Genomic DNA, 16,455 nt, shown 5'->3' on the forward strand with positions numbered 1-16,455 from the left:
GAAGCGGGCCCGTCTCGAAGACGGGGGAGCTAACCCAAAGCAATGGAACTTAGAGAAATTCCGGCGCTACCGCGGCAGCGTCGTCTTGCCCATCAACTGCTTGTCGACATCATGTGCCGCCTGGCGGCCCTCGCGGATCGCCCAGACAACCAACGACTGACCGCGGCGCACATCGCCCGCCGCCCACAGCCCGTCCACCGACGTGCGGTAGTCCGCATCATTGGCCTCCACGTAAGTCGAGCCACGCCCGTCCACGCCGATATCGAGCCGCTCGCCGAGATCCTTCAGCACACCGTTCTCGAACGGGCCGCGAAAGCCGATCGCGATGAAGGCAAGATCGGCTTTCAGTATGAACTCCGTATCGGCGATCGGCTGCCTCCTCTCATCGACCTGGCAGCACTTCACGCCGGTCAGGATGCCGTTCTCGCCGACGAATTCCAGCGTACCCACCTGGAACTCCCTGACCGCGCCTTCCGCCTGCGATGACGAGGTCCGCATCTTTGTCGCCCAGAAGGGCCAGACGGCCAGCTTGTCCTCGCGCACCGGCGGCTGCGGGCGGATATCGAGTTGCGTCACCTTCACCGCGCCTTGGCGGAAGGCCGTTCCGATACAGTCGGACGCCGTGTCGCCGCCGCCGACAACGATCACGTGCTTGCCGCTCGCCAGGATGGGATCGGAGGGCCAGCCGACGGAATCGGTGCCCTCATGCGCGACACGTTTGTTCTGCTGCACGAGATACGGCATCGCGTCGTGAACACCGGTCAGTTCGGCACCCGGAATGCCCGCATCGCGCGGCTTCTCCGAACCGCCGCAATAAATCACCGCATCGTGCGCCGCACGCAGTTCATCGACCGTCCTGTCGGCGCCGACATGCACGCCGTAATGGAAGACGACCCCCTCGCCTTCCATCTGCTCGACCCGCTTGTCGATATAGTGTTTCTCCATCTTGAAGTCCGGGATGCCGAAACGCAGCAGGCCACCGGCCTTGCTCTCGCGTTCATAGACATGGACATCATGACCGGCACGGGCAAGTTGCTGCGCGGCGGAAAGGCCGGCGGGGCCGGAGCCGATCACGCCGACCGATTTTCCGGTCTTCATATCGGCCGGCTGCGGCACGATGAAGCCCATCTCGAAGGCCTTGTCGGCAAGCGCCTGCTCCACGGTCTTGATGGCGACCGGGACATCCTCAAGGTTCAGCGTACAGGCCTCTTCGCACGGCGCCGGACATATCCGGCCGGTGAACTCCGGGAAATTGTTGGTCGAGTGCAGGTCGTGGATCGCCTCTTCCCAGTTGCCGTTGTAGACAAGGTCGTTCCAGTCCGGGATCTGGTTGTGGATCGGGCAGCCGGTCGGCCCGTGGCAGAACGGAATCCCGCAATCCATGCAGCGGGCCGCCTGCTTCACGATCTCCGAATCCGACATCGGAAGGCTGAATTCCTTGTAATGCCGGACACGATCCGACGCAGGCTGGTACTTGGCGACCTGACGGTCGATCTCCAGAAATCCGGTTACCTTACCCATTTGCGTTCCTATCCAAATCCCGTTGCTCGGCCTGCAAGCACTTGCCTATTCAGCCGCGACACCCAAGCGCATGCGTTCCATCTCCTCAAGCGCCCGGCGATATTCGATCGGCATGACCTTGCGGAATTTCGGACGATAGTCCGCCCAGTTTTCCAGAATGTCCTGGCCCCGTTGCGAGCCGGTATAATGCACATGATTGGCGATAAGCTGGTAGAGCCGCTCCTCGTCATGTTTGGTCATGTCGTCGGAAACGTCCACCCGGCCCTTGTGGTCCAGATCGCCGCCATGGTGATGCAGTTCCTCCAGCATGTCGTCTTCTTCCGGAACCGGCTCCAGCTCGACCATGGCCATGTTGCAACGGCGGGCAAAATCGCCGGCCTCGTCGAGAACATAAGCAACGCCGCCCGACATGCCGGCGGCAAAATTGCGTCCGGTCTCACCGATGACGACAACGATGCCGCCGGTCATATATTCACACCCGTGGTCGCCCACGCCTTCGACAACGGCAATGGCGCCGGAATTGCGCACGGCGAACCGTTCGCCGGCGACGCCGCGGAAATAGCACTCGCCCTCAACCGCTCCGTAGAGGACGGTATTGCCGATGATGATCGATTCCTCCGCCACGATGCGGCTATGCTCGGGCGGGCGCACGATAATGCGGCCGCCGCACAGGCTCTTGCCGACATAGTCATTGCCGTCGCCGATCAGGTCGAAACTCACGCCGCGTGAAAGGAATGCGCCGAAGGACTGGCCGGCCGTGCCTTCAAGCTTCACCGAGATCGTGCCGTCGGCGAGACCCTTGTGGCCGTAGCGCCGGGCCACCTCGCCCGAGAGCATGGCGCCCGTGGAGCGGTCGACATTGCGGATTTCGGTTTCGATGGACACCGGTGTCCTGGCCTCAAGCGCGGGCTTTGCCTCGGCGATCAGCTTGCGATCCAGAATGTCGTCGATCGGATGGCTCTGGCGCTGCGTCCAGCGGATGTCTTCCCTGCCCGCCTCGGGCTTGTGGAAGATGTTGCTGAAGTCCAGCCCGTTCGCCTTCCAGTGGCTGATCATCCGGTCCTTCTCCAGAAGATCCGACTGGCCGATAATGTCGTCCAGTTTGCGATAGCCCATCCTGGCCAGATGGGCGCGCACTTCCTCGGCCACGAAGAAGAAATAGTTGATCACATGTTCCGGCGTTCCCTTGAAACGCTGGCGCAGGACCGGGTCCTGCGTGGCTATGCCGACCGGGCAGGTGTTGAGGTGGCATTTGCGCATCATCAGACATCCCGCCGCGATCAGCGGTGCTGTCGAAAAGCCGAATTCGTCGGCACCGAGCAACGCGCCGACAATCACATCGCGCCCGGTCCGCAGACCGCCGTCGACCTGCAGCGGAACCCGCGAGCGCAGCCCGTTCAGCACCAGGGTCTGATGCGTTTCGGCAAGCCCCATTTCCCAAGGCGATCCGGCATGTTTGAGTGAGGTCAGCGGCGATGCGCCGGTGCCACCGTCATAGCCAGATATGGTGATGTGATCCGCCCGCGCCTTCGCCACGCCTGCGGCAACTGTGCCGACACCGACCTCCGAGACCAGCTTGACCGAAATATCGGCATCGCTGTTGACGTTCTTCAGGTCGAAGATCAGTTGCGCCAGATCCTCGATGGAATAGATGTCATGGTGCGGCGGCGGCGATATCAGTCCGACGCCCGGCGTGGAATGGCGGGTCTTGGCGATTGTCGCGTCGACCTTGTGACCGGGAAGCTGGCCGCCCTCGCCGGGCTTGGCGCCCTGCGCGACCTTGATTTGTATCATGTCGGAATTGACCAGATACTCCGTGGTCACGCCGAACCGCCCGGAGGCGACCTGTTTGATCGCCGAGCGCTCCGGGTTCATCGAACCGTCCGGCAGCGGCATGTAGCGGTCGGGCTCCTCGCCCCCCTCGCCCGTGTTGGATTTGCCGCCGATGCGGTTCATGGCGATCGCAAGGGTCGTGTGCGCCTCACGGCTGATCGAGCCGAAGGACATGGCACCGGTCGAGAACCGGCGCACGATCTCGGCTGCCGGCTCGATCTCTTCCAGCGCCACGGGCTTGCGTCCGTCCTCTTCGGCTTCGATGATCCGGAACAGGCCGCGAATGGTGTTGAGTCCTTCCGCGTGCTGGTTCACGAGCTCGGCGAACGCTTCATATTTGTCGGCCGCGTTTCCGCGCACCGCATGCTGAAGCATCGCCACCGAATCGGGCGACCAGGCATGGTTCTCGCCGCGCATACGGTAGAGATATTCGCCGCCGACCTCAAGCGCCGTCGTCAGCACCGGATCGTCGCCGAATGCCCGCGCGTGGCGCGCATGGGTTTCGATCGCGATCTCGGCCAGTCCGATGCCTTCAATGGTCGTGGCCGTGCCGAAAAAGTATTTTTTGACGAATTCGCTGGAAAGGCCGACGGCGTCGAAGATCTGCGCCCCGCAATAGGACTGATAGGTCGAAATGCCCATCTTCGACATCACCTTGAGCAGACCCTTGTCGATGGCCTTGATATAGCGGTGCACCACCTCGGTCGCGTCGACCACGGCGGGGAATTCACCCTTCTGGTGCATGTCGGCAAGCGTGTCGAAGGCGAGATAGGGATTGATCGCCTCGGCTCCATAACCGGCCAGCACCGCAAAATGATGCACCTCACGCGGCTCGCCGGACTCAACGACGAGCCCGACTGACGTGCGAAGTCCCTTGCGGATAAGGTGATGATGCACGGCGGCCGTTGCCAGCAGGGCCGGTATCGCAATCCGGTTCACCGACAATTGCCGGTCTGACAGGATAATGATGTTGTAACCGTTGTTGACCGCCTTTTCCGCCCGCGCGCACAGCGCCTCAAGGGCATCGCCCATATGGTCGGCGCCGCTGTTCTCGCGATAGGTGATATCCAGGGTCTTGGTCTGGAACTGGTTGTCGGAAATGTCGCCGATGGCGCGGATTTTTTCCAGGTCCTGATTGGTCAGGATCGGCTGGCGCACCTCGAGGCGTCTGCGCCCGGCGAGCCCCTTGAGATCGAAGAGATTGGGCCGCGGCCCGATAAAGGACACGAGACTCATCACCGATTCTTCGCGGATCGGGTCGATGGGCGGATTGGTCACCTGCGCGAAGTTCTGCTTGAAATAGGTGTAAAGCAGCTTGGTTTTGTCGGACATGGCCGAGATCGGCGTATCGGTGCCCATCGAGCCGATTGCCTCCTGACCGGTGGTGGCCATCGGCGACATCAGCAGTTTCAGATCTTCCTGCGAATAGCCGAAGGCCTGCTGCTGATCGAGCAGAGACGCGTTGGAGTGCCCCGTCACCCGGCCGGAGACCGGCATGTCTTCCAGCACGATCTGCGTGCGGTCCAGCCACTCGCGATAGGGATTGGCGTTGGCCAGCTCGCGCTTGATCTGCGCGTCGGAGACGATCACGCCCTCTTCCATGTCGATGAGCAGCATCTTGCCAGGCTGAAGCCGCCATTTGCGCACAATGGATTTTTCCTCCACCGGCAGCACGCCGGCTTCGGACGCCATGATGATCCGGTCGTCATCGGTCACGATGTAACGGGCGGGACGAAGCCCGTTGCGGTCGAGCGTCGCACCGATCTGCCTGCCGTCCGTGAATGCAACCGCCGCCGGTCCGTCCCACGGCTCCATCAGCGCCGCGTGATATTCGTAAAACGCCCGGCGGTCCTCATGCATCAGCTTGTTCCCGGCCCAGGCCTCCGGGATCAGCATCATGACCGCATGGGCCAGCGAGTAGCCGCCCTGAACCAGGAATTCCAGCGCATTGTCGAAACAGGCCGTATCGGACTGGCCTTCATAGGAGATCGGCCACAGCTTGCTGATATCGTCGCCGAAGAGCGGCGATGATACGGACGCCTGCCGCGCCGCCATCCAGTTGACATTGCCGCGCAACGTGTTGATTTCGCCGTTATGCGCGACCATGCGGTAGGGGTGGGCGAGCTTCCAGGACGGAAACGTATTGGTTGAAAAGCGCTGGTGAACCAGCGCAACGGCCGACTGAAAGCGTTCGTCCTTCAGATCCTGGAAATAGGCACCGACCTGATAAGCCAGGAACATGCCCTTGTAGACGATCGTGCGGCTTGACAGGGAGACGACATAAAAGCCGTTGTCGCGACCGTCCGTCTCTTCGAAAATCCGGTTTGAAATCACCTTCCGCAGGATGAACAGGCGGCGCTCGAATTCCGCTTCGGACTGCACCCCGTCGCCGCGTCCGATGAAGACCTGCCTGTGACAGGGCTCGGTGGCGACGATATCGGGCGCCTTCGAAAGCGACGAATTGTCGACCGGAACATCGCGGTAACCCAGAAGCACCTGTCCTTCGGCGGCGACAACCTCCTTGATGATCTCCTCGATATGCGCGCGCAGTTCGGCGTCCTGGGGCATGAAAAGATAACCGGCGGCATAATGTCCGACATCCGGCAGTTCGACGCCCTGCTCAGCCATTTCCTCGGCAAACAGCCTGTGCGGAATCTGAATCAGCATGCCCGCGCCATCGCCCATCAGCGGGTCGGCCCCGACCGCACCGCGATGGGTCAGGTTTTCCAGCATGAACAGGCCGTCCTTGATGATCTGATGGGACTTCTCGCCCCGCATATGGGCGACAAAACCGACCCCGCAGGCATCGTGCTCGTTGCACGGGTCGTAAAGACCCTGCTTTTCCGGGAACCCGGCCGCGCGGGCGCGTGTCACCACCTGTGCCGGGTGAAGCGCAGCCTGGGCCTGTGATGGCGTCTTGTCCGTCATCTGGGTTCCTCCTGTCATTGCCCCTGCGACCTGCCGGTATTTCGAGGCGACCTGATCGTCCGTGCCGGTTTATATAATTCCGGTACAGTTTGTTCACGCGGCGAATTCAAGCGATTAGCCGATCTTCGGCATCTTGCGGCCCGGATATCCGGTGACAAAATACCACATGCACGAACCAGGCCCGGATTTTTCAAGTAAAATCCGCTTTGTCGTCCGTGCTGCGACGCAAACGGGCGCGTCAGTGCCGCGCTTGTCCCCGTCGCGACCGCCTTGGCGGTCTTTGCATATACCGATACCGGATTCGGCTTCGGCCACCCAATTAGGACAGTATGGCTGTCCTATTTTTAACCCTGTATGCCAGAAACAGCCGGCGTGAGCAAGATGGCCTCGCCATTTTTATGGGCTCAGGTGTCAGCAAATTGCCAAAAGCGCCGTCGCGGTGAAAGATTGTTTCGCGCTCCTGGAGCCCTGGCTTTCTTTATGACCGTCGGCAGGATACGGGCGCTTTGCCTGGCAGCAAATCCGTGCAAGAAATCACCGCACCAGTTCCAAACCACCTCACGAAAGCTGACCATGCATTTTTCTTCAGACAATTGGGCCGGCGCGCATCCGCGCATCGCACAGGCTCTCTCCCGCCATGCCGATGGGTTTGCCCGGGCCTACGGATTGAGCGAACTCGACCGCAAGGTGGAGAAGACGTTCAACGAATTGTTCGAACGCGAGGTCGCGGTTTTCTTTGTCGGCACCGGCACCGCCGCCAACTCCCTGTCGATGGCCGCGGCCAACAGGCCGGGTGGCGTCGCCTTCGCCCATCGTGAGGCGCATATCGTCGAAGATGAAGGCGGCGCTCCTCAAGTTTTGGCACCCGGAATACGCATTGAGCCTGTGGACGGAGATTTTGGCCGTATCGACCCGGCATCGCTCAAGGCCGCCATTGCCCGTTTTCCGGCGGAATTCGTCCATGCGGGACAGCCCGTGGCCGTGAGCATTTCCCAATCCACCGAAATCGGAACGGTTTACGAAGCCGATCAGATCGACGACATCGTGAAAATCTGCCGGCGTCACGACCTGCCGCTTCACATGGATGGTGCGCGTTTTGCGAACGCCATGGCGGCACTCGGCCTGAGCCCCGCTGAGATGACCTGGAAACGCGGTGTCGATCTGCTGTCCTTCGGCGCGACCAAGAACGGTTGCTGGTGCGCCGAGGCGATCGTTGTTTTCAATCCGGACCTCATGCGCGACCTGCCTTTTCTGCGAAAGCGCTCCGCTCACCTGTTTTCCAAAAGCCGGTTCATTGCCGCTCAGTTCGAAGCCTATTTCGAGGATGATCTTTGGATCACGCTCGCCGCTCACGCCAACACCATGGCCATGGAACTGCAAACGGCCATCGCCGAAGCGGGCAATGCAAGGCTGGCCTGGGAAAGCCGGGCCAACGAGGTCTTCGCCATCACGGATCGGGAAACCTTCAAGGCCCTGCAGGCCGCCGGCGCCGAATTCTACGAATGGAAGACGCCGCATTTTGCCGAAAACCTGACAGGAGAAAATGAAGTCATCACGCGTCTTGTCACGGGATTTGCAACGACACGTGATCACATCCGGGCGTTCGCCGCCTTGCTGGACTGACCGGGGCGCGCTAACCTGTGGTTGTCCGCGCCGCGCCGGACCCTGACGGGCGCACCGGGCAGCAGGCGCGGCACGCGGCTGGAGCGCTTTCGCGGCCTGCCGTAACACAAACGTCACGCGAACATTTCAGGAGATAACACGCTGTTGATTTCCAATTTATCCGGCTTTTGCGGAAAATCCTGCCATTCCGGTTGAATCCGGTAACTCGGAAGCTTCATCACCTGAACCGCAAACTCCAAGGAGAAATTCATGTCCAAGAAAACGATTGTCAGCGCGTCAGCGGTTGCCGGAGCGGTTGCCATGGCACTGTCGGGCGCAAGTATTGTGGCTTCGACCACAACGGCTTCAGCCAAGGAAAAGTGCTACGGTGTTTCGCTGGCCGGCAAGAACGATTGCGCCGCCGGCCCCGGAACAACATGCGCAGGCACATCGACTGTGGACTATCAGGGCAATGCCTGGACACTGGTAGACGACGGCACCTGCCTGTCCATGGATCTGCCGGGCGACCGCAAGGGCTCGCTTGAGCCGCTTGATCGCGACCTGCCGGCATAAGACGGACTGATCTCAAATTGAGCCGGCCGCCCTGTCTCGAGCAAGGCGGCCGGCATGCCTGATTGAAGCGGAGAAGACAATGACACAAAGCCCGGCATGGAAAGACAGCGACAACCGCGCCCGCTTCGCCGGCAAGACCATTCCCGCCCGCGCCGGGGCCGGGCTGAAAGCCAACCATATCGACGATATCCTGCAGGACGACTATCGCATCGGCTTCCTTGAGGTCCATGCCGAAAATTACATGGGCGAAGGCGGGGCGCCGCACCGGGCGCTGGCCGCAATCCGCCAGTCGTTCCCGCTTTCCGTTCACGGCGTCGGCCTGTCGATCGGCAGCGAACGCGGCCTCGACCCAGACCATGTCGCGCGCCTCAAATCGGTCGTGGACCGCTACGAGCCGGGCCTTGTGTCAGAACATCTGGCATGGTCCACCCACGACAACAGCTATTACAACGACCTGCTTCCCGTTCCCTACGATCAGGCAACACTGGATCGCGTTTGCGCGCATATCGATCAGGTACAGGAGACCCTCGGCAGGAAGATCCTCCTGGAAAACCCGTCGACCTATGTGCTGTTCGAACAGTCTTCCATGAGCGAGACGGACTTCATTTCCAGGATCGCGCGGCGCACGGGCTGCGGCCTTCTGCTGGACATCAACAACGTCTTCGTGTCGGCCACCAATCAGAAATACCGCCCGCTCAGCTACCTGTCGGAATTTCCACTTGAAAGCGTCGAGGAAATCCACCTCGCCGGCCATGCCGACGACACGGACGACGAGGGCGAACGCCTGCTGATCGATGCGCATGACCGCCCGGTCGATAACGAGGTCTGGAAGCTTTATGACATCGTGATCGGACAGATGGGACCGGTTCCGACCCTGATCGAATGGGACAACGACGTCCCTGAGTGGCCTGTGCTGCGGCGCGAAGCGATGCGTGCCGACGGGATTCTGGAACGCCGAGCCTCGAGCTATATGCTGGGAAGCCGTCATGCCGCAGCCGGATAACGGTCCGACGACGGACGATGCGGACCGTTCGGTCCCGCAGGTCCGGTTCTCAAAGGCCCTGCTTGATCCCGAACAGCCAAAGCCGGCCGGCATTGTCGGCCCCCACGGAAAGAAGGCGGTCAAGCGCTTCAATGTTTACCGCAACAATGTGACCGTCGGCCTGATCAATGCACTCGCCGACATCTATCCGGCGGTGCACAGGATTGTCGGCGACCGGTTCTTCCGTTCCATGGCAAAGGCCTATGTCCGGACCGAACAACCGTCTTCGCCGTTGCTGTTTCGTTATGGCAGCGGGTTTCCCGCGTTCATGGAGACGTTCGAGCCGGTCAGGGAACTGGTTTATCTGCCGGATGTCGCGCGCCTGGAGCGCGCCTGGCTCGATGCCTTCCATGCCGCCGACAGACCGGCCCTCGGCGCCGATGAGCTTGCGGCCGTTGCGCCGCAAGACCTGGCGCAGCAGAGCTTCGCGCCGCATCCTGCAGCCCGCGTGCTGCGCTCGCCCTATGCTGCCGTATCGGTCTTCTCCGCCAATCGCGCCGGTGAGGATCCGTCCGGGATCAAAACGGGCATTGCCGAGGACGGGCTGATCACCCGGCGCGCGTTCGACGTGGAAGTGCGCCATCTGCCGCCAGGCGGCGCGGTGTTTCTTCAGCTTTTGATGAACGGAGACACGCTCGGCGAGGCAGCAGGAGCCGCTACGGCGGAAGCGGAAGACTTCGACCTCGCGGCGGCGATCGCAGCCATGCTCGAGGCCGGTGTTTTTTCCGGCCTCGCGACAGATAGGAAAACGGAAGAGAGCATTTCAAATGACATCGCTGATTGACCTTTTGCGCCGGATTCACGACGGCGTATTCGACACCGCTGAGAGAGCAACCGATGGCTGGTTTCTGGGCCTCTTTTCCCGATTGGTCGTCGCCGCGACACTTTATGTCTACTATCTGAATTCCGCGTTGACGAAGGTCGGTGACGGTTTCGGCGGTTTCTTCCAGGTCTCGGACGGCGCCTATATCCAGATCGCCGGCAAGGCGTTCGAAGCGGCAGGCTACGACTCGTACGCATTGCCGTTCACCACGCATCTTATGGTCTTTGCCGGCACCTATGGCGAATTCATATTGCCGATCCTTGTCATAATCGGCCTCTTTGCCCGTGTCGGATCGGTGGGGATGATCGCCTTCATCGCCGTACAGACCTATGTGGATGTGACCGGCCATGGTGTTGACCTCGGCACGTTGTTCAACGGCCAGTCGGGCGAGATCATCGACCAGAGGCTGTTCTGGATCTTCCCGCTCCTTTATGTGGCGTTGAAAGGGCCCGGTCTTGTTTCACTCGACACAGTCGTGTCGCGATGGTGGATCGCCCGGCACCCCGCTCACGCATAACCGGCTTTGCGGAAAACGAAAACGGCGCCCAACGGCGCCGTTCGCTGTCTCGTCCCGCTTTCGGTCAGGCAACCGTTTCGGCTTCGATCTGCTTGGCTGCGCCGGCAGACTTGTCGGCCGTGATTTCGATGCGACGCGGCTTCATGGCCTCGGGGATTTCCCTCACCAGGTCGACATGAAGCAGGCCGTTTTCGAGCTTGGCGCCTTTGACTTCGACATATTCGGCAAGCTGGAAACGGCGCTCAAACGTGCGTTTGGCAATTCCGCGATAGAGGAATTCGCCTTCACCGTCATCCTTGTTATCGGCTTTCTCGCCCTTGACCGTCAGCACATGCTCACGGGCTTCGATCGAAAGATCGCCTCCACCGAAGCCGGCGACGGCCATGGTGATCCGATAGGAACTGTCCCCGGTTCTTTCGATATTGTAGGGCGGATAGGTCTGGCTCTGGTCCGGCTGGGCAAGGCTGTCCAGCATGGTAAACAGACGGTCAAACCCGACGGTGGAACGGTAAAGGGGTGAAAAATCGACATGACGCATGGTCTTGTCCTCCATTGAGCGACAGTTTGATTTTGGCTTTTCATGCCCCCGCTTCAAGGGCGGACATTCAGCCAGCAGGCCCGTTTTGGCACCTGCAAGGTATAGGTAGGAGCTCGATTTCACCGTTTCAAGACGTGCTGAAAGCGGGCAAATCAGTGCGGTTTTCGCCTAATGATTCTTGATTGAAGCGGCGCTGCGCGCTCTAAGGGATTATGGACAAGAAAGCGCCCAGCAGCACCGGTGCGATTCACGACACGCCGGACAATCCGGTTCCCGGGAACGCGACATCGGGTTTCTTCGAAACCAATGACGGCAAGCGGCTGCGCTATGCGCTGTTCCGGTCGTCCGTGACCCGCGCCAAGGGCACGATCGTGCTGCTGCAGGGCCGCAACGAAACCATAGAAAAATACTATGAAACCATCCGCGACCTCACCGAGGCCGGCCTGTGGGTCGCCACCTTCGACTGGCGCGGACAGGGCGGCTCCGAGCGCCTGCTGCAAGGATCCGACGCCGGTCATATCAGGCGGTTCTCGGACTATGAGAGCGATCTTGAATTTTTCCTGGAAAACATCGTTTTACCCGATACGCGCCTGCCGTTCTACATCGTCGGACATTCCACCGGCGGTCTGATCGCGCTCTCCGCCGCTCCGCGCCTCGCCAATCGGGTGGAGCGCATGGTGCTGACATCGCCATTTGTCGGCATGCACCCGGGCAGATACGACACGGCCGCGCTGCGCTTGTTCGTGCGGGCTGCAAGCCTTCTCGGCTTCGGCCGCAGGTCCGCGACCGGAAGCAGGCAGCGCAATCTGAACTTTGAGGACAATGCGCTGACGTCGGACCGGGCGCGGTTCAACCGCAACCGGGCGATTTACGACGTCTGCCCCGATTTCATTCTCGGCGGCCCGACATTCCGCTGGCTGGCCGAATCCTTCAGAACCATGAAACGGGTCCATAATCCGGCCCATCTCGCTTCGATCCGAATCCCGACGCTCATTTTCGGGGCCGGCGCGGATTCGATTGTCCCGATCCAGGAGATCGAGCAGATTGCGTCGCATTTTCGCGCCAGCGAACTGATAACGGTCGACCATGCGAGGCACGAGCTGTTTCAGGAAGCAGATATCTTCCGCGAACAGGTGCTCGCCGGGATTACGGCTTTTCTGCCCGGCGAAGCCTGACTGCGTTATCTGTTCAGCAGTTCCAGCGCCTCGGCATGCAGCTTCGAACCGCCAGCGGCAATGATATTGCCACCCTGTTCCGGGCGTCCGCCGTCCCAGGTGGTCATCACGCCGCCGGCCGCTTCCACAATAGCGATCAGGCCACCCACGTCGTAGGCCTGCAGGCTGTTTTCGATGACCAGATCCACATGCCCGGAAGCAACCAGCGTATAGGCGTAGCAGTCGCAGCCGTAGCGAAACAGGTTCACCCGCTCTTCAACAGCCCGGTAGAGCGGCATTTCCTCGGGTGAAAACAGATGCGGCGATGTCGTAAACAGCGTTGCGGACGACAAGCCGCCGCAATCGCGGCTGCGAATGGCGCGCTGCCCGTCCGGCCCCCTGTAGAAGGCGCCGCTCTCATCGGCAACATAGCGTTCTCCGGTAAAGGGCTGGTCCATCAGACCCGCGACCGCCCGCCCGTTGCGGTACAGTCCGATCAGCGTCCCCCAGACCGGCAGGCCGGAAATGAACGCGCGCGTGCCATCGACGGGGTCGATCACCCACAGATATTCGTTCTCCAGCCCTTCACTGCCATATTCCTCGCCCATAATGCCGTGATCGGGAAATCTCTGCCTGACAAGGGATCGGATGGCCGCCTCGGCGGATCGGTCCGCTTCCGTTACCGGATCGAACCCGCCTTCAAGCTTGTTCGTCACGGCCGCATTGGTGCGAAAACGCGGCAGGGTCTGTTCGGCGGCGGCATCCGCGAGTTCGTGGAAAAAGTCGAGATCAGGTTGCATTGAGGTGTCCCGGACAGCAGTTCGGTCCACCTCCGCCGCGCAGCGCTTGGGCAGCGGGCGAAGATGTTCCAGCTTCAGTTTTACGGCAGTTTATTTTGCACTTGCGAAAAAATCTGTTCATCCCTTGACATTTGTGCAGCGCAACAATAAGATAAAAATGCAGCCAAATTGCTGCAAATGCCCTTATTGGGCGTTTCCTCCCTAGATTTGACCGCACCATACGGCGCGGTCTTTTTTTGCGTTCGCTTGAAGTGCGGGACCTATTCGGCCGCCATCGCGACATCGCCGAAGTCACTGGCGAAATAGTCCGTCAAAAGGCTCATAAAGCGGATGAGATCGGCGCGCAATTCCTCGAACCCCTCGGTCTTCTCGAACGTCTGTTCATTGACGTAAAGCCCGCGATTGATCTCGATCTGAATGGCATGCAGGCCCCGCGCCGGCCGGCCGTAATGTTCGGTGATAAAACCGCCGGCATAGGGCTTGTTGCGCGATACCGTATATCCAAGATCCTGCAGAACCGAGACCGCCAGTTGCGAAAGCGCCTCCGTCGCGCTCGTACCGTACCGGTCGCCGATCACGAAATCCGGCCGGTTCCTGTTCCCCGACTGCGCACTGGCCGGCATGGAGTGACAATCGACGAGCACACCGTAGCCGAAACGTGCATGGGTCTTGACCAGAAGCCGGCGCAACCGGTCGTGATAGGGCCTGTAGAACCGGTCTATGCGTTCCAGCGCCTCCTCGATGGCAAACCGTTTCCTGTAGATCTCCATATTTTCCGCGACCAGTTTCGGGATCGTCCCGAGGCCGCCCGCCACCCGCATCGAATTGGCGTTCACGAATGGCGGCATACGGCCCTCGAACATGCGCGGATCGAGTTCATAGGGCTCGCGATTGACGTCGATGAAGGCGCGCGGGAAATGCGCCGCAAGCAGCGGCGCGCCGATCTGCGGCGACGCATCGAAAAGCTGATCGACGTAATAGTCCTCCGAGCGGCGGATGGAATGGCGGTCGAGCCGGGAACTCGTCAGGAACGCTTCCGGATAAACGCGGCCGCTGTGCGGAGAATTGAAGACAAAGGGAACGGTCTGGTCGGCTGGCTGGCGCATCTCAAACGGAGGATGATCGCAAAAAGCGTCTTCGATCAATGGATTGCCTCCGAATTGCGCATTGTGGCGGCCACGCCCGCGCTCCTCCAAATCATGGGTCACGACGCTCATGTTGCCAGTTGAGGGCAGCCAAGTCCATAGATCGGGCCCCCATTGTCGCCATCGTGACCGGCTGTCATAAAAAAACATGTCAGAACCATATAAAATGTGCCGTGCCTGCGGCGCAAATTCACCCGATATTTACCTCGGCAGGTTTGAATGGATCATCTCTGCGTGATAACCGCAGTGGCGATGAATCCCCAAAAACGGGGCAGATACGGCCTGTTCTGTTCAACCCGGCAGCCACAGGGGTACAGGCACAGGATGGAAGGGCATGAGGAGCAGTATGAAAATACTACTTGCTGAAGACGACGACGACATGCGTCGTTTTCTCGTCAAGGCGCTGGAAAAGGCGGGATATGCCGTCCAGTCCTACGACAATGGCGCAAGCGCCTATGAGCGCCTGCGCGAGGAGCCGTTTTCGCTGCTGCTCACCGATATCGTGATGCCCGAAATGGACGGGATCGAACTGGCGCGCCGGGCAACCGAACTCGATCCGGACCTCAAGGTCATGTTCATCACCGGCTTTGCCGCCGTCGCGCTGAACCCGGAATCGAACGCTCCGAAAAACGCGACGGTTCTATCCAAACCCTTCCATTTGCGTGACCTCGTCAACGAAGTCGAAAAGATCCTGCAAGCGGCATGATTATCCGCTCAATCCGCCGAATGAGGCTTGACCACCGCGCCGTTTTTATGGTGTATGCGGCCGGTCGGATGGGCGGTTAGCTCAGCGGGAGAGCACTACGTTGACATCGTAGGGGTCACTGGTTCAATCCCAGTACCGCCCACCATACAAAACAATGACTTAGAAGAATGCGCCGTAGAGTGCAGTCGGTTCAGTGAACCGGTGCATTCCAATTTATATTGAAGAAGTCGGCATTTCACGCAAGGAGCGCATTACGTAAATCGCTGCCCGGACTGAAGGTTTGATCAAGCACTCTTTTGCTCACACAATCATATTAACATCTTGATTCTTAAACATGAATCATTATATGATGCACATGCGCGGGAACCTCTGAGATGACCTACGACAGCAAGCATATTGCGAATAGACTAATCCAACTTGCATATGATCGTGGCGAGACGTTAACTCCTATGCAATTGATAAAGTTGGTTTATATTGCCCATGGCTGGATGCTAGGGCTTTATCACCGGCCATTGATTGGGGATGATGTGCAGGCTTGGCAATATGGGCCTGTGATACCCAGACTTTACAATGCCCTGCGAAACTACCGCAGCAACCCGGTAACCGCGCAAGTGGGCGCGGCAAATACCCCTATTGATGGTGAAGCAGAGAGCATTCTGCGCCAAGTTTATGAGCGATATGGGAGAATGTCCGGCCCCGCACTATCACGACTTACACACGCAGCTGGAACACCATGGGCATACACCTATACGCCAGGTACCTTCGGCCTCGTGATCCCTACGGATATTATTGAGGATCACTACGCACAGCTTGAGGCTCGTGCTGGTTGACCGAAAAGGAAGCAAAACGATCAGAGAAAAAACTTCCGCCGCTTTCTGAACAAGAGAAGGCGGCAATAGATTCAGATGATGTTCAAAGCCGGGAAGAAGCAAAACAACTCGGTAGCGGTCTTTCGTCCGACGAAATCCAGCGTCAAGCTGAAGAAGCCGAGGCCGGCAGAACGGAACGATTTCGCGATCACTATGAAAACCTGGCGATTGTCACGCTCTACATAGTTTGGGGAGCACTTATCATTATAGGGCTCGCATGGTTGTACCACCTTATTGCATCACCAAGTTGGCCGCGGCTACCAGATGAGCAGGTCAATCAACTTCAGAACATAGTTACTGGAGGGGTGCTGGCTGGACTTGCTGGAGGGCACCTAAAGAAACGTCTGCGCTAGTGTCTTAGCACAGTGATTATGACTCTTTGGCATTGAGCTTTGGATAAGCTC

14 protein-coding genes and 1 tRNA gene are annotated in these 16,455 nt (G+C 59.7%); 10 read left to right on the forward strand and 5 right to left on the reverse strand.

The features are described from left to right. Positions 1 to 66 precede the first annotated feature (66 nt). Both AC5E6N_RS17410 and gltB read right to left on the reverse strand, forming a co-directional pair. A complete protein-coding gene (locus tag AC5E6N_RS17410; protein ID WP_491749003.1) occupies positions 67 to 1,521 on the reverse strand; it encodes a glutamate synthase subunit beta in 1,455 nt (484 codons plus the stop codon). Between the two features lie 45 nt (positions 1,522 to 1,566). Continuing rightward, positions 1,567 to 6,282 carry a glutamate synthase large subunit gene (gene gltB / locus AC5E6N_RS17415; protein WP_491749004.1) on the reverse strand — a complete coding sequence of 1,572 codons (4,716 nt, stop codon included), beginning with the start codon at positions 6,280 to 6,282 and terminating at the stop codon, positions 1,567 to 1,569. Positions 6,283 to 6,855: 573 nt separating this feature from the next. Between gltB and AC5E6N_RS17420 the strand changes: the two genes are divergently transcribed. The 5 genes from AC5E6N_RS17420 (at position 6,856) to AC5E6N_RS17440 (ending at position 10,839) form a co-directional block, all read left to right on the forward strand. Beyond that, complete coding sequence (locus AC5E6N_RS17420; protein WP_491749005.1) at positions 6,856 to 7,905, forward strand: threonine aldolase family protein; 1,050 nt, start codon at positions 6,856 to 6,858, stop codon at positions 7,903 to 7,905. A 249-nt stretch (positions 7,906 to 8,154) separates the two neighbouring features. After that, positions 8,155 to 8,457 carry a BufA1 family periplasmic bufferin-type metallophore gene (locus tag AC5E6N_RS17425; protein WP_491749006.1) on the forward strand — a complete coding sequence of 101 codons (303 nt, stop codon included), beginning with the start codon at positions 8,155 to 8,157 and terminating at the stop codon, positions 8,455 to 8,457. 79 nt (positions 8,458 to 8,536) lie between these two features. Continuing rightward, the gene (gene bufB, locus AC5E6N_RS17430) at positions 8,537 to 9,460 is read left to right on the forward strand and encodes an MNIO family bufferin maturase (RefSeq protein WP_491749007.1); all 924 of its coding nucleotides are present in this window, start codon (positions 8,537 to 8,539) and stop codon (positions 9,458 to 9,460) included. Then, the gene (locus AC5E6N_RS17435; protein ID WP_491749008.1) at positions 9,444 to 10,283 is read left to right on the forward strand and encodes an HvfC/BufC N-terminal domain-containing protein; all 840 of its coding nucleotides are present in this window, start codon (positions 9,444 to 9,446) and stop codon (positions 10,281 to 10,283) included. Before bufB ends, AC5E6N_RS17435 begins: the two co-directional genes overlap by 17 nt. Continuing rightward, positions 10,267 to 10,839 carry a DoxX family protein gene (locus AC5E6N_RS17440; protein WP_491749009.1) on the forward strand — a complete coding sequence of 191 codons (573 nt, stop codon included), beginning with the start codon at positions 10,267 to 10,269 and terminating at the stop codon, positions 10,837 to 10,839. The genes AC5E6N_RS17435 and AC5E6N_RS17440 overlap by 17 nt, the downstream gene beginning before the upstream one ends. 64 nt (positions 10,840 to 10,903) lie before the next feature. Here the strand turns inward: AC5E6N_RS17440 and AC5E6N_RS17445 are convergent, their stop codons facing one another. Beyond that, a complete protein-coding gene (locus AC5E6N_RS17445; protein ID WP_491749010.1) occupies positions 10,904 to 11,377 on the reverse strand; it encodes an Hsp20 family protein in 474 nt (157 codons plus the stop codon). Positions 11,378 to 11,589: 212 nt separating this feature from the next. On the opposite strand from AC5E6N_RS17445, the gene AC5E6N_RS17450 reads away from it, so the two are divergent. Next, positions 11,590 to 12,552, forward strand: a complete 963-nt coding sequence (locus AC5E6N_RS17450) for an alpha/beta fold hydrolase (RefSeq protein WP_491749011.1) — start codon at positions 11,590 to 11,592, stop codon at positions 12,550 to 12,552. A gap of 5 nt (positions 12,553 to 12,557) precedes the next feature. Here AC5E6N_RS17450 and hisN read toward each other — a convergent pair whose 3' ends face one another. Continuing rightward, entirely contained in the window at positions 12,558 to 13,331 is a 774-nt protein-coding gene (gene hisN / locus AC5E6N_RS17455; RefSeq protein ID WP_491749012.1) for a histidinol-phosphatase, read from the reverse strand. Between the two features lie 260 nt (positions 13,332 to 13,591). Continuing rightward, positions 13,592 to 14,437: an N-formylglutamate amidohydrolase gene (locus AC5E6N_RS17460; RefSeq protein WP_491749015.1), complete on the reverse strand. Its 846-nt coding sequence runs from the start codon at positions 14,435 to 14,437 to the stop codon at positions 13,592 to 13,594. A 385-nt stretch (positions 14,438 to 14,822) separates the two neighbouring features. Here AC5E6N_RS17460 and cpdR point away from each other — a divergent pair, with 385 nt between their 5' ends. The 4 genes from cpdR (at position 14,823) to AC5E6N_RS17480 (ending at position 16,404) form a co-directional block, all read left to right on the forward strand. Further along, positions 14,823 to 15,182, forward strand: a complete 360-nt coding sequence (gene cpdR / locus AC5E6N_RS17465; RefSeq protein ID WP_491688708.1) for a cell cycle two-component system response regulator CpdR — start codon at positions 14,823 to 14,825, stop codon at positions 15,180 to 15,182. Positions 15,183 to 15,252: 70 nt separating this feature from the next. Next, positions 15,253 to 15,327: transfer RNA gene (locus tag AC5E6N_RS17470), tRNA-Val, on the forward strand. Positions 15,328 to 15,556: 229 nt separating this feature from the next. Continuing rightward, positions 15,557 to 16,012 carry a Panacea domain-containing protein gene (locus AC5E6N_RS17475; protein ID WP_491749013.1) on the forward strand — a complete coding sequence of 152 codons (456 nt, stop codon included), beginning with the start codon at positions 15,557 to 15,559 and terminating at the stop codon, positions 16,010 to 16,012. Continuing rightward, entirely contained in the window at positions 16,009 to 16,404 is a 396-nt protein-coding gene (locus tag AC5E6N_RS17480) for a hypothetical protein (protein ID WP_491749014.1), read from the forward strand. The genes AC5E6N_RS17475 and AC5E6N_RS17480 overlap by 4 nt, the downstream gene beginning before the upstream one ends. The last annotated feature ends 51 nt before the right edge of the window (positions 16,405 to 16,455 follow it).

This window comes from Hoeflea sp. (assembly GCF_984452065.1).

What these genes read in the sequence shown, in the direction of transcription:
- AC5E6N_RS17450 (WP_491749011.1), top strand. Translation starts at nt 11,590, where the DNA reads ATGGACAAGAAAGCGCCCAGCAGCACCGGTGCGATTCACGACACGCCG.
- AC5E6N_RS17445 (WP_491749010.1), bottom strand. Translation starts at nt 11,377, where the DNA reads ATGCGTCATGTCGATTTTTCACCCCTTTACCGTTCCACCGTCGGGTTT.
- AC5E6N_RS17435 (WP_491749008.1), top strand. Translation starts at nt 9,444, where the DNA reads ATGCCGCAGCCGGATAACGGTCCGACGACGGACGATGCGGACCGTTCG.
- AC5E6N_RS17440 (WP_491749009.1), top strand. Translation starts at nt 10,267, where the DNA reads ATGACATCGCTGATTGACCTTTTGCGCCGGATTCACGACGGCGTATTC.
- gltB (WP_491749004.1), bottom strand. Translation starts at nt 6,282, where the DNA reads ATGACGGACAAGACGCCATCACAGGCCCAGGCTGCGCTTCACCCGGCA.
- AC5E6N_RS17460 (WP_491749015.1), bottom strand. Translation starts at nt 14,437, where the DNA reads ATGCGCCAGCCAGCCGACCAGACCGTTCCCTTTGTCTTCAATTCTCCG.
- AC5E6N_RS17425 (WP_491749006.1), top strand. Translation starts at nt 8,155, where the DNA reads ATGTCCAAGAAAACGATTGTCAGCGCGTCAGCGGTTGCCGGAGCGGTT.
- AC5E6N_RS17420 (WP_491749005.1), top strand. Translation starts at nt 6,856, where the DNA reads ATGCATTTTTCTTCAGACAATTGGGCCGGCGCGCATCCGCGCATCGCA.
- bufB (WP_491749007.1), top strand. Translation starts at nt 8,537, where the DNA reads ATGACACAAAGCCCGGCATGGAAAGACAGCGACAACCGCGCCCGCTTC.
- AC5E6N_RS17410 (WP_491749003.1), bottom strand. Translation starts at nt 1,521, where the DNA reads ATGGGTAAGGTAACCGGATTTCTGGAGATCGACCGTCAGGTCGCCAAG.
- cpdR (WP_491688708.1), top strand. Translation starts at nt 14,823, where the DNA reads ATGAAAATACTACTTGCTGAAGACGACGACGACATGCGTCGTTTTCTC.
- AC5E6N_RS17475 (WP_491749013.1), top strand. Translation starts at nt 15,557, where the DNA reads ATGACCTACGACAGCAAGCATATTGCGAATAGACTAATCCAACTTGCA.
- hisN (WP_491749012.1), bottom strand. Translation starts at nt 13,331, where the DNA reads ATGCAACCTGATCTCGACTTTTTCCACGAACTCGCGGATGCCGCCGCC.